The following is a 13191-nucleotide window of genomic DNA, read 5'->3' as shown; positions in this document are numbered from 1 at the left end:
TTTAGCTATTAAATAAGTGGTCTATTTCGTTTAATGTTAGGGTTTTAAAAATAGGTTTTCCAAAAGGAGATATGGTTGGTTCTTTACACGAAAATAAATTATTTACTAAGCTTTCTTGTTCTTTTTCAGAAAGCTGTGTTCCTGTTTTAATAGAAAGTGTTTTGGCAAAAGATTTGGCCATTACATCAAAATGGCTAAAACTAGTATCAGGTACTTCTAAATTGATATCGTTTAATAATTCTTCTAAAATAATCGTGATTTTACTCTCAGTTACAGAAACAGGAATCCCTTTTATGGTAACACTATCTTTGGTAAATTCATCAAAAGAAAAACCAGCATTTTCTAATTCGGTTTTTATGGTGTAAATCATTTCTATTTCTTGGGATGAAAATGATAGTTTAACCGGAAATAATAATTGTTGACTATTGGCTTCTTTTACAGTAATACTCTCTAAAAACTCTTCGTATAAAATACGCTGATGCGCAGAAGATTGATGAATTAAAACCACACCAGATTTTATCAAACTCATTACATATTTTCGCTGAATTTGAAATGTTTTTTGTGTTTTGGTTTCTTGTTTATTATCAAATAATTCTTCTTGTTTATGCTCATCTGCAATAGCAGTTGCAGTATATAATGATTCCCAACTTTGTGTATGTAGTTCTTTTTTAAAGTTATTTTTGGGTTGTTTGTTTTGGTTTTCTTTAAAAGGATTAAAATCAGGATCTACAGTAATTTTTGGAGTAGCTGCAGATGTAGATTTTTTATTGTAATGATAAGGTGTATCTAAATTGGCATCTCTGTTAAAATCTAAAACAGGTGCAACATTATATTGCCCTAAACTGTGTTTTACAGTGGCTCTTAACATGGCATACAATGCCTTTTCATTATCAAACTTTATTTCTGTTTTTGTAGGATGAATATTAATATCTATAGTGTTGGCTGGTACAGTTAAATATAAAAAATAGGAGGGATGCGCACCTTGCTCTAACAATCCGTCAAAAGCATTTACAACTGCATGGTTTAAATATCCACTTTTTATAAAACGATCATTTACAAAAAAGAACTGTTCACCACGTTTTCTTTTGGCAAACTCTGGTTTAGCCACAAAACCTTTAATATCTAAAATATCTGTTTTTTCATCAATAGGTACTAATTTTTCATTCATTTTACCACCAAAAACAGCCACAATACGCTGTCTTAAATTACTACTTTTTAAATGGTATACCTCGTTGTTATTGTGATGTAGTAAAAAAGCTATATTAGGGTGTGCCAATGCAACTCGTTGAAATTCATCAACAATATGTCTGGTTTCAACAGTGTCCGATTTTAAAAAATTTCTTCTTGCTGGTATGTTGTAAAATAAATTTTTAACAGCTAAGCTAGTTCCTTTAGAAGTAGATATAAAATCTTGACCAATTACTTTGCTACCCTCTATTTTTAAACAAACGCCTAATTCTTCATGTTCTTGTTTTGTTTTCAATTCTACATGAGCAATTGCAGCAATAGACGCCAAAGCTTCACCTCTAAAACCTTTGGTACACAAATTAAATAAATCTTCTGCTTTTTGAATTTTAGATGTAGCATGTCTTTCAAAACACATTCTGGCATCAGTTGTACTCATGCCTTTACCATCATCTATTACCTGAATTAAGGTTTTACCAGCATCTTTTAATAACAATTTTATGCTGGTTGCACCAGCATCAATAGCATTTTCTAACAATTCTTTTACTACAGAAGCTGGTCTTTGTACGACTTCTCCTGCAGCAATTTGATTTGCTACATGATCTGGTAAAAGTTGAATGATGTCTGACATTAATTATTTACGAATATTGATAAATCAAAATCAATGATATATAAAAAAATGAAAACCAGAATTAAAACAATATAAACAATGGTTTTGTTAAACTTGTTTTCTGAATCTTTAAATTCGTTTATGGCTGCAGAAAATTTAGATTTTAAGCCTTTGTTTTTCCCTGTTGTTGTTCTAAATTTATCTAGTTTATGTTCTATTTTAAAAGGATTTCCTTCTCCTTTGTAATAACGAGGTTGGTAATCAAATTTTTTATTTGTTCTTTTTAAAAATCCCATAGTTTTAATAATAATTAGTGAATAATGATGTAAGAAAATCAATTATTGTACCAATTTTAAAGTATATCAAATTTAAAGAATAATAAGCAATACATCAAGAAATGATGTTAAAAGAATTCTTAAATATAGCTTCTACATTTAAAAGAAACTAATTCAGAATTAAACTAAAATTAAATTTGAAATACCTAGAAGGTTAAGAAAACCTTGCAAGAGATACTAAAACCCAATACTATCTGTAGTTCTATCAATATTTTTGAGAGCAGCCATTTTTACAGCAGCTACTGCACATTCAATACCTTTATTGCCTAGTTTACCTCCAGATCTGTCTAAAGATTGTTGTTTGGTATTGTCTGTTAGTACGCAAAAAATAACAGGTACATCATATTTTACATTTAAATCTATGATTCCTTGAGTAACGCCTTCACAAACAAAATCAAAATGTTTGGTTTCTCCTTGTATTACATTACCAATGGCAATAATAGCGTCAAGTTTTTCGGTTTGAATCATTTTTTTGCAACCGTAAACCAGTTCAAAACTTCCAGGTACATCCCAAGAAATAATGTTTTCTTTTTTTGCTCCACAATCTAAAAACGCTTCAATTGCTCCTTTTTTTAAGTTTTGTGTAATTTCTGGATTCCATTCAGAAACAACAATCCCAAATCGAAAAGAATTCGCATTTGGGATTGTTGCCTTATCGTAATAAGATAAATTGCTTGTAGCCATTTTTGGGTTTTTGGTTTATAATTGTTGATTTTTAGTGATTTTTGTAACTAAAAACTAAAAACCAAGAACTAAAAACTATTGCGCATATTTTGCTGCGTTAATAAATTTTTCTACATCTCTACCTTGTTCAGATTTTGAGTAGTTTTCTTTAATTTTAGTAAACATTTCTTCTGCTTTGCTGTAATTCTTAATTAGCATTGCAGTCTGGCCAGCTTTATACAAAAACAAAGGTGTTGTAAATTCATTTGCTTTTTTATTGGCTGCTTTTTCATAATACTCTAAAGCATCTTCTTGTTGATCAATATCTGCAAAAGCATCACCAATAGCACCTAAAGAAACAGGGCCAAGCATTTCGTCATCAGAATCAAATTTGCTTAAATATTCAATGGCTTTGTCATACTTTTTTAATTGCAAATAAGAAACTCCAGCATAATAGTTTGCTAAATTTCCAGCATCAGTTCCGCTAAATTTTTCAGCAATATCTGTAAAACCATACCTACCATCAGCGCCTTCTAAACCTAAATTTAATAAAGAATCTATTCCAGATCCTGCAGTGGCTGCTTCATCAAAATATTTTCTTGGAAAAGCCAATTCGTTAGAGGCGTCTAATTCATTTGGTTCTACTATATATTTATTATAGCCTAAATATCCTAAAAATACAACAACAATAACAACTAAGCTACCAAATAAAACTTTGCTGTTTTTTTCAATCCATTGTTCAGATTTAGAAGCAGTTTCATCTAAAGTATTAAATACTTCAGCAGTAGTACTGTCCATATTTTCAACTTGTTGTTCTTCACTTTTATTTTTTGGTTTATATCCTCTCTTCTTGTATGTTGCCATATTTGCTTAAAAATTAGTGGCGCAAAAATAGTTTTTTTAATTGGATTTTAAAAGCGCTTATTTTGCAAAATTTTCAATAATTTGCAAACTGTTTTCAATCTTCAGATATATTTATGTATTTACAGAAAATTTCATTGGTTAATTTTAAGAATATCGCATCGCAATCTTTTGATTTTCAAGAGAAAATAAATTGTTTTGTGGGTAACAATGGTATAGGAAAAACCAATGTATTAGACGCAATTTATTATTTGTCTTTCACTAAAAGTTATTTTAATGCTGTTGCCGTTCAAAATATTAGGCATGGTGAAGGTTTTTTTATGATAGAAGGCGATTATTTGATGAATGATAGAAATGAGAAGATTGTTTGTAGTTTAAAAAAGGGACAGAAGAAGATTTTAAAGAGAAATGGTAAAGTTTACGGAAAATTTTCTGAGCATATTGGTCAGTTTCCTCTCGTTATTGTTTCTCCTGCTGATAGAGATTTGGTTATTGAAGGTAGTGAAACACGAAGAAAGTTTATTGATGGTGTAATTTCTCAACAAAACAAAACCTATTTGCAAGATTTAATTGCATACAATAAAGTATTAAGTCAACGAAATGCGCTTTTAAAATATTTTGCGGCAAATAGAACTTTTGATGCGTTAAATTTAAGTGTTTATGATGAGCAATTGGCTGCTTTTGGAGCCAAGATTTATGAAATAAGAAAAGAGTTTTTAGCTACTTTTATTCCTATTTTTAATGCCAAATACCAAATAATTTCTGGTGATAAAGAGCAAGTAAACCTTAATTACAAAAGTCAGTTACACGATTTTTTAATGGAAGATTTACTAAGAAAATCTTTAGATAAGGATAAAATTTTGCAATATACTACAGCAGGCATTCATAAGGACGATTTGAGTTTTGAGATAGGAGCATACCCAATTAAAAAGTTTGGTTCTCAAGGTCAGCAAAAATCGTATTTAATTGCCTTAAAATTAGCTCAGTTTGAGTTTATTAAACAAAAAGCGAATGTTACCCCTATTTTATTGTTAGATGATATTTTTGATAAATTGGATGAAAACCGTGTATCACAAATTATCGATTTGGTAAATAATGACGAATTTGGCCAAATTTTTATTACAGATACTCATGCTGAACGCACAGAAAATATTTTAAAACAAGGAGGTAAAGCATATCAAATTTTTAAGTTATAGTTTTATAATTCAAAGTTTAGGATTTTATTTTAACCAAAAACCAAAAACCAAAAACCAAAAACCAAAAACCACAAACCACAAACCATAAAATGGCAAAAAGAGAAAACGATTCCTTTTCAATTGAAGATTTGATGAAAACCTTTATTAAAGAGAACAATTTGAGTAAAGGAATGCAGAAAATGAAAGTTGAAGAAACTTGGACCAAAATGATGGGACCTGGAGTGGCCACTCATACCACTTCTACACGTTTACAAAATAAAACCCTTATTGTACAATTAAATTCTTCTGTTTTACGAGAAGAATTGAGTTATGGAAAAGAGAAAATAATTAAAATGATGAATGAAGAATTGGGCGAAGAGATTATTACTAAATTGATGTTGGTGTAGTAAGTATATTACATAAAAAATGGGCATTAATATTTTAATTAATGCCCATTTTTTCATGAATTGAACTTCGTTAATTTTGTGTAGGTACAGTCTTTGGCTCAGGTACTTTAACGCCTAATTTAGTCATAACTAACTGCGTTATGTCGTATTTTTCATCAATATAAGCAAACTGATTTCCATTTTTGTCTAAAATTAAAGTATACCCTTTTTCTTTTACAACTTCTTCTATTGCATTGTTTAGTTTTTTATACAAAGGGCGCATTAATTCTGCCTGTTTTAACTGCATTAACTGGCTACCATTTTTTTGATATTGTTGAATATCTTGTTCTAAAGCAGATAATTCTTTGATTAATGTTTTTTTCATTAATTCGCCCATTTCTTTTTCCTTTTTTCTAAAATCGGCTACTCGATCTTGATAGTCTTTCATTTTAATAGAAAAAGAAGAATCTAATTTAGCACCATAGGCTTGTGCTCTTTTAATCACAATTTTTGCTTCTGGCATTAAATTGATAATATAATCGTTATTGATAGTTCCTGTTTTGGTTTGTGCAACAGAAACAATGCTTAAAAAAGCAATAAAAAGAAATGTGAATTTTAATTTCATGTTTTAAATTTAAGAAGCGCAAAGATATAAAAGCGAATGGTTTACCAAAATGTATATCAGTTAAAAAGCGTTAATATTTTTAGAAATGGATGCAATAATTTCGTTAATATTGGTTAGATGATCAAACCAAATTGTTTCATCATCTTTTTTAAACCAAGTCAATTGTCGTTTTGCAAAACGTCTGGTATTTTTTTTGATTTCAGAAATTGCAAATTCTTTTGTGATATTGCCATCAAAAAAAGAAAACAATTCTTTATATCCCACAGTTTGTAAAGCATTCAAATTTTTATAGGGGTATAGTTTTTTTGCTTCGTCTAACAAACCATTTTGCATCATAATATCTACTCTTTGGTTTATTCTATTATAAATAATTTCTCGATCTGCGGTTAAACCTACTTTAATACTGTTGAAATTTCTGGGTGCTTTTGGTTTATTTTTAAAAGTTGAATAAGCTGTTTTTGTACCAATACATATTTCGAGAGCTCTTATTATTCTATGAGGATTATCTAAAGCAATGGTATTATAGGTATCAATATCTAATACTTCTAGTTTTTTTTGTATCGATTCAATGCCTTTTTCATGCCATTCTTTGGTTAAATCAATTCTAATTTGTTTGTCTACATCAGGAAAATAATCTAATCCTTTTAAAACAGCATCTACATACAAACCACTACCACCAACCATAATTTGAGTTGGATTTTTTTGAAATAAATCTGCTACTTTTTTTAAAGTATCTCTTTCAAATTCGCCTACATTATAATCATCAAAAATACTTCTGTCTTGTATAAAATGATGTTTCGCTGCAGCCAATTCATCAGGTTCAGGAACAGCTGTACCAATAGTCATTTCTTTATAAAACTGTCTAGAATCGCAAGAAATAATATCACTTTTAAAATGATTGGCCAACTTAATGCTTAAAGCAGTTTTACCAATTGCTGTTGGCCCAACTATGGTAATTAAAGTATTGTGTAAGTTTTTTGTCATGGGTTTAAAATACTTCCGCAATTGTAACAATGTTTGGCATTGTTTTTATGTTTTTCTTGTAAACAATTTGGGCAAGCTTGCGTATTATTTTCGTCTTTAGCATTTCTTGCAATTTCTGAGCTTACAATTCCTGTAGGAATTGCAATAATAGCATACCCTAAAATCATAATAATACTTGCTATGAACTGACCTAGAGGAGTTTGAGGAGCAATATCACCAAAACCAACAGTGGTTAATGTTACAATTGCCCAATATACACTTCTTGGTATGCTTGTAAAGCCATTGTCTGCACCTTCAATCATGTACATAATAGTACCCAATATGATACAAATAATAGTTACAAAAAATAAGAATACCAAAATTTTTGCTTTACTGGCTTTCATAGCCACTAACAAATTATTAGAAGCACCTACATATCTGGTTAATTTTAAAATTCTAAATACTCTTAACAAACGCAAGGCTCTTAATGCTGCTAAATGATGAGAACCAATTATTATAAATGATAGGTATTTTGGTATGGTAGACAATAAATCTATCATACCATAAAAACTAAAAATATATTTGGTTGGTTTATGAATAGATATAATTCTTAATATATATTCTATAGAAAAAAGGATGGTAATAACCCATTCAGAAATATTTAAAAACGTATGATATTTTTTATCAAAACTATCTACACTTTCTAACATTACTAACAAAATACTTGCAATAATTGCGATTAGTAAAACCACATCAAAAAGTTTGCCCTCTTTGGTATCTGCTTCATAAATAACTTCATGAAGACGCTGTTTCCAAGTACTTTTTTTTGTCATTTCTTTTAATAGAAGATTAATTCTGCAATACAATATTACAATTATTTACTGAGTTTTTAATTTTTTTAATCTCTTTTTTCCCTTTGTTTATAAGGGATTGTAATATTTTTTTTAAAAAAAATACACTTTTATAAAACCGTACTTTACCTATTTTCGTAAGTATTGTTGAGATTCAATTCACAATCAAATAACAAAGCACTTCATGGAAAAAACTTAAAACGTTTCGATTATTTAATTCGCCTTTTAAAAAAAATATTCTAATAGTTAGAGCATTAAGATACATTGAAAAGGGAAAAAGAAACCATAGTTTGGTTTTAGTTGGATGAAACACGCATTGCTTAATTGCTATGCGTGTTTTTATGTTCAATTTTAGCAGAATAACATTTAAAATTTAGTTTTTCAGATCAACTTAAAGTAAAGATGAATCCATTTGTTTTGATTAAAATTAATTCTTATCCTCAAATAAGAGCCAAAAGTCTGGATCTAAAACAATATTGTTAGGTTTGGCATCTAGCGCTATTTTTATGGTTTTAGATTTTGTATTTATTGGTATGGTTTTTAGTGTTGTAACACCGTCTTTGTGAATTTCAATTTCTAGAGGAAAATCAAATATAAAATGTTTTTGAACTTGTTTTATGTTGATGATAAGATTCCCTCTTTTGTATTTCCAATTCCATTTTAATTCAGGATACCCTTTAACAAATAGCCATTGATGGAAAAAATCATTTAAATTTTGATTAGAAACCAATTCCATTTCTTTCTGAAAATCTGCAGTCATAGCATTTGAGTTTCTGTATTTTTTGTAATACGCTCTAATACCATTCCAAAAAGCTTCGTCACCTACTTTATGACGTAGCATATTAAGAAACCAACCCCCTTTTTGATAGGTGTTTGTGCTTAAAACCTTTGCAGGATCTTTTATAGAATTGTCTACAATTGCAGAAGGATTTTTTTGGAAATAAGCAATGATCTGTTTTTTATCAAGTGCCAATTCTTTTTTTCGTTTTTCATTTCCATACATTTTTTCTTGATATAAAATTGTAAAATATGTAGCAAAACCTTCACTCAGCCAAACATGATTCCAGCTATTTTCTGTAGCAGAATTTCCAAACCATTGATGTGCAATTTCATGAGCAATTAAACCTTCAACTTCGTTTTTACCATTTACAGAATTCTCAAAATAGGTAATTGTACCTGCATTTTCTAAACCACCCCATTGAGTTTTAGCTTGTATATTGGCTAGCTTTGCGTAAGAATATGGACCAATATTTTGTATGTAATAATTCAAAACATTGGTGGCAATTGAATAATCCGAAAAACCATCTAATCTATTTTCTGGATACACCCATGCAGTAACAGGTATTTCGTTAACTACGCCTAAAAGTTTACTTGCAAATTTTGTAACACCAATGGTAACTACTTTTGTAGCTACTGGTGCAGGTTCTTTATACCTAGTTAGTTTATAGCCATTGCCTAAATTACTTTCCTCTATTTTTTTTCCAGTAGCAACAACATCATATTTTTCTGGTGCAGTAATGGCAAATTCTATGCTGGCTTTATCATAAGGATGATCTACACATGGTAACCAATGTCTGGCTAAATTTGGCCAATTATCACCAAAAAAAGAACGTTGACCGTATTTTGTTTTGTTAATTACAAGTCCTTTTTCTGCTACTCCATGATATTGGATTTTAAAAATTTTTGTTTTTGAACTGTCTGGTGATGGTGTAATGCTAATTTTATTGTTGATATGTGTATAATCTACCTTTTTATCACCTTCAAAAATATTGGTGATTTCCATTCCGTAAAACTCAGATTTACCCATCAAATCTAAAGAAAAAGTAGAAACATCTTCTTTAAAGTTTACAGTTACTAACGTTTCTCCAGAAATTTCATTATTTGTATCATTTAAATGAAGTTTAAAAACATAATCAAGTACATCTGCAGACGTGTTTCTAACATAAGCATCTTGAGCTTTAATTGTACTTGTAAATACGAGTAGTGTAATGAATAGGTATGTATAATTTTTTATCATAATTATTTTATTAAAAATAAAACTTGGTATCTGAGAGCTAAATTTAGTAATTAAATAGAATTTAGACTTCAAATAAATAAAGTTTCATTGAAAAAAATAAAAATAATTTTCTTGTTATGTAGCAATTGCTCCTAAAGTATACAACTGTTCTAAAGTAGGAGAAGGGCTTCCACCTTCAGGTTCTAAAGTAATACCAAACGCTTCAGATTCGTTGGCATTGGTGATGGTAAATATTTTGTTAACATCAGCAGTAAAAGAATCTAAAGTTCCTAAACTTGTTGGTGTTAACGGATTTAATTTTAAAGACCAAACTTGGTAAACTTTTCCTTCTGGAGGATCTGGTAAACCTTTAGCATCTAAATAGATGGAATTTGTTTTCTTATCCCAATATATTTTTGCGTACGAAGTTGGAGATACAGTTTGTCCTGCCAAAGGCACAGTAATAATGTCTTTATCTCTAAAAACTTCAATTAATTTTTCTGCGGCTGCTAAATTAGTTGATGCGCTATCAATTTGGGCTTCTAACATTTCTTTTTCAGAAGCCAATTGCTTTTTTAGTCTGCTATTTTGCAATACTGAAAAAACTAAAGTAGTTCCAAAAACAACAGCAGCAGCCCAACCTATGTATTGTTTCCAGTTATTAGTTTTTGTAGGTTTTGTTATCGGAATTACTTTTGGCTCATCAACCACTATTTTACTTTTTACGGTATCAAAAGGGTAAGGAGCATCTTTTTTGGTAAAAGCAGTTAATTGTACAATTGCATTTTCTATAGACTCAACTTCTGCTTTTATTTCAGGATATTTTTGCATAGCCTCGTACACTTCTTGATTTTCTTTTTCAGAAAGAGACCCTGCAACATAAAGTTCCAAAATTCCAGATGCTATGTACGTTTTACTATCCATTTTTATGCGCCTAACATTGTACGTAATTCGCCAATGCAAGTTCTATTTCTTGTTTTTATGGTTCCCAAAGGCATGTTTAATTCCTCAGAAGCCTCTTTTTGCGTAAACCCTTTAAAGTACAATAACTCTATAACAGATTTACAGGTATCACCTAATTTGGTAACAAATGCTCTTAAACCAATGGTATCTGTAGATTTATCTAAACTTTTACTGGTTTCTAAAATATCTACGAAAAAATCGGCATTAAGGTTTTGTTTAGATTCTTTATATTTTTTTGATCGTGTGTAATCAATAGCCGCATTTCTTGCAATGTTGAGTAACCAAGTAAAAAAACGACCTTTTTTTGCATTATATGTATCTGCTTTATGCCAAGCTTTTATAAAAACATCTTGTGTAATTTCTTGAGTAACATCATTATTTTTAACAATATTATTAATTACCCCAGAAATACTATCGCAATACATGGCGTATAGTTTTTCGTAGGCCTTTACCTCTTTTTGTTGAAATTGTAAAATTAAATGTTCTAAATTCATAAATGATAGCACAAAAATAAACAAATTTATATGTGTGAAGTTCATTTTTTGTCACAAAAAAAAATCGGTAATATTTTTGTTTATTTTGGTAAATTCATGAATAAAAATCAAAAATTATTTAACATTCCAGTAAAAAAATCGTCTTTAAAATTGCATTTGTAAATTAGTAAATAAAGTTTAAATTGTTGATATTTGGAATATTAACATTTGTATTTTGTAGAATGAAAATCACATTAATTAGCATACCTGTTAGAGATCAAGAAAAAGCATTTCAATTTTACACTAAAAAATTAGGTTTTTTGGTTAAGAAAGACCAGCCTTTAGGAGGTGGAAATAGATGGATTACGTTAGTCTCTAAAGATTGGCAAGATGGTCCAGAGTTATTATTAGAACCAGCACCAAATCATTTTAAACCTTGTAAAGTCTATCAAGATGCTTTATTAGCAGCTGGGTATCCTTATACCCAATTTGATGTGGATAATGTGGACGCTGAATACGAAAGATTATTGGCTTTAGATGTAGCATTCAGCGTAAAACCTAAAATAGCTGGGAATGTTAAGTATGCAATTTTTAACAACACTTGTGGGAATAATATTCAACTTGTGCAGAATTTGTAGAAATAAGCGATAATTGAATTTGATAACTCTAAAATGATGTATTGAGGTTTTGAAAAAATTGTTTGATTTGTTTTTGATGATTTATTAAAATAAATTCGCTGTTAAATTTTTAATTTAACATATGAATGAACTCTTAGATTATTTTAAAAAAAACATATCAATTTCTGCAGAAATAGAAAATAAGCTTAAAGAAATTATTGTTGAAAGAAATTTAGTAAAAGGAGAACTTATTCTTTCTGATGATTCGTTAAAAAAAGAACATATTTTTGTGGCAAGTGGTTGTTTACGATCTTTCTATAAAACAGAAAATGCAAAAGAACATACCCTACAATTTGCCGTAAAAAATTGGTGGATTAGTGATTATATGACACTTTATACCAATGAAAAATCTATAGTATCTATAGAAAGTTTAACGCATTCTAAAGTTCTGATTATCCATAATGATAAATTAAACGAACTATATAAAGAATTTCCTGATTTTGAAGTCTTTCAGCGTAAAAATTTTGAAAAACGAATTGCTGCATTACAAAGAAGAATTTTAAATTTATTGGCATTTACAGCAGCAGAAAAATACAATCAATTTGTAAACAATTATGCCGTATTTGAAAAAGTGATACCCAACTACCAAATCGCCTCTTTTTTAGGTATTACCCCTCAAAGTTTGAGCAGAATTAGAAAAGAAAGAGTTAAAACTAATTTATTACCATAGATTAATTTTTAGATATTACTTTACTTGTAATTTTGTAAAAAATTAAAATTAATTATGAGTTTTTTAGATAAATTACAACAACGTTATGCTACAAAAGCTATGAATGGCAAAGTAGTACCACAAGAAAAAATTGACAATATTTTAGAAGCCATAAGGTTGGCACCAACATCAAGTGGATTGCAACCTTTTGAGGTTTTTGTAATTACTAATGATAAAATAAAGGCAAGTATTAAAGAAATTGCTTGGAATCAATCACAAGTTACAGATTGTTCACATTTATTGGTATTTGCAGCTTGGGATACATACACAGAAAACCGAATCAATCACATGTTTGATTTAACCAATGAAATAAGAGGATTTAAAAACGAAGGATGGGAAAACTATCGTCAAATGTTATTGTCTACTTATCCGCAAAGAGATAGCGAAACAAATTTTGAACATGCAGCAAGACAAACTTACATTGCCTTTATGGCAGCAATAACACAAGCAGCATTTGAAGGTGTAGACAATACACCAATGGAAGGTTTTGATCCAGCAGCTTTAGATAAAATTTTAGGTTTAAGAGCAAAAGGTTTAAGAAGCACATTACTATTACCTTTAGGTTATAAAGATGTAGATAATGACTGGTTAGCAACGCTTGTAAAAGTTAGGAAACCAATGGATGAATTGGTTACAACAATAGCATAAATAGTTAAGAAAAATAGTAACCTTTTATAAAAAAGCGATTTGAATTTTAATTCAAATCGCTTTTTTATGCT

General features: G+C 29.3%; 15 protein-coding genes. 5 read left to right on the top strand and 10 right to left on the bottom strand.

The window, feature by feature from the left end; translation table 11 throughout:
• Window position 1: 1 nt before the first annotated feature.
• The 4 genes from mutL to SJY27_RS03115 form a co-directional block, all read right to left on the bottom strand.
• Window positions 2-1816 (bottom strand): DNA mismatch repair endonuclease MutL, encoded by a 1815-nt coding sequence (gene mutL / locus SJY27_RS03130; RefSeq protein WP_397446803.1) that lies wholly within the window; start codon window positions 1814-1816, stop codon window positions 2-4.
• A complete protein-coding gene (locus SJY27_RS03125) occupies window positions 1816-2091 on the bottom strand; it encodes a riboflavin synthase subunit beta (RefSeq protein ID WP_397446802.1) in 276 nt (91 codons plus the stop codon). The genes mutL and SJY27_RS03125 overlap by 1 nt, the downstream gene beginning before the upstream one ends.
• Window positions 2092-2307: 216 nt before the next feature.
• Window positions 2308-2814, bottom strand: a complete 507-nt coding sequence (ribH, locus tag SJY27_RS03120; RefSeq protein WP_397446801.1) for a 6,7-dimethyl-8-ribityllumazine synthase — start codon at window positions 2812-2814, stop codon at window positions 2308-2310.
• Between the two features lie 75 nt (window positions 2815-2889).
• Window positions 2890-3657: a tol-pal system YbgF family protein gene (locus SJY27_RS03115; protein WP_397446800.1), complete on the bottom strand. Its 768-nt coding sequence runs from the start codon at window positions 3655-3657 to the stop codon at window positions 2890-2892.
• 113 nt (window positions 3658-3770) lie between these two features.
• On the opposite strand from SJY27_RS03115, the gene recF reads away from it, so the two are divergent.
• Window positions 3771-4850, top strand: coding sequence for a DNA replication/repair protein RecF (gene recF / locus SJY27_RS03110; RefSeq protein WP_397446799.1), 1080 nt, complete (start codon window positions 3771-3773; stop codon window positions 4848-4850).
• A gap of 89 nt (window positions 4851-4939) precedes the next feature.
• Window positions 4940-5236 carry a DUF721 domain-containing protein gene (locus tag SJY27_RS03105; RefSeq protein WP_397446798.1) on the top strand — a complete coding sequence of 99 codons (297 nt, stop codon included), beginning with the start codon at window positions 4940-4942 and terminating at the stop codon, window positions 5234-5236.
• Between the two features lie 70 nt (window positions 5237-5306).
• Here the strand turns inward: SJY27_RS03105 and SJY27_RS03100 are convergent, their stop codons facing one another.
• From SJY27_RS03100 to SJY27_RS03075, 6 genes are all read right to left on the bottom strand, one after another.
• A complete protein-coding gene (locus tag SJY27_RS03100; RefSeq protein WP_397446796.1) occupies window positions 5307-5840 on the bottom strand; it encodes an OmpH family outer membrane protein in 534 nt (177 codons plus the stop codon).
• Window positions 5841-5900: 60 nt separating this feature from the next.
• Window positions 5901-6824 (bottom strand): tRNA (adenosine(37)-N6)-dimethylallyltransferase MiaA, encoded by a 924-nt coding sequence (miaA, locus tag SJY27_RS03095; RefSeq protein WP_397446794.1) that lies wholly within the window; start codon window positions 6822-6824, stop codon window positions 5901-5903.
• Entirely contained in the window at window positions 6821-7636 is an 816-nt protein-coding gene (locus SJY27_RS03090) for an ion transporter (protein WP_397446793.1), read from the bottom strand. The genes miaA and SJY27_RS03090 overlap by 4 nt, the downstream gene beginning before the upstream one ends.
• A 445-nt stretch (window positions 7637-8081) precedes the next feature.
• On the bottom strand, window positions 8082-9671 hold the full coding sequence (locus tag SJY27_RS03085; RefSeq protein WP_397446792.1) for a M1 family metallopeptidase: 1590 nt from the start codon (window positions 9669-9671) through the stop codon (window positions 8082-8084).
• Between the two features lie 114 nt (window positions 9672-9785).
• The gene (locus SJY27_RS03080; protein WP_397446791.1) at window positions 9786-10574 is read right to left on the bottom strand and encodes an anti-sigma factor domain-containing protein; all 789 of its coding nucleotides are present in this window, start codon (window positions 10572-10574) and stop codon (window positions 9786-9788) included.
• Window positions 10575-10576: 2 nt separating this feature from the next.
• Entirely contained in the window at window positions 10577-11107 is a 531-nt protein-coding gene (locus tag SJY27_RS03075; RefSeq protein WP_397447890.1) for an RNA polymerase sigma factor, read from the bottom strand.
• 221 nt (window positions 11108-11328) lie between these two features.
• Here SJY27_RS03075 and SJY27_RS03070 point away from each other — a divergent pair, with 221 nt between their 5' ends.
• From SJY27_RS03070 to SJY27_RS03060, 3 genes are all read left to right on the top strand, one after another.
• Window positions 11329-11724, top strand: a complete 396-nt coding sequence (locus SJY27_RS03070; RefSeq protein ID WP_397446790.1) for a VOC family protein — start codon at window positions 11329-11331, stop codon at window positions 11722-11724.
• A gap of 121 nt (window positions 11725-11845) precedes the next feature.
• Window positions 11846-12433, top strand: a complete 588-nt coding sequence (locus tag SJY27_RS03065) for a Crp/Fnr family transcriptional regulator (RefSeq protein ID WP_397446789.1) — start codon at window positions 11846-11848, stop codon at window positions 12431-12433.
• Window positions 12434-12487: 54 nt separating this feature from the next.
• On the top strand, window positions 12488-13120 hold the full coding sequence (locus SJY27_RS03060) for an NAD(P)H-dependent oxidoreductase (protein WP_397446788.1): 633 nt from the start codon (window positions 12488-12490) through the stop codon (window positions 13118-13120).
• Window positions 13121-13191: the final 71 nt, after the last annotated feature.

Source organism: Polaribacter sp. R77954 (genome assembly GCF_044595335.1).
Lineage (GTDB): Bacteria > Bacteroidota > Bacteroidia > Flavobacteriales > Flavobacteriaceae > Polaribacter.
Note: the sequence above shows the minus strand (reverse complement) of the source record. Positions and strands in the feature narration are given on the sequence as shown.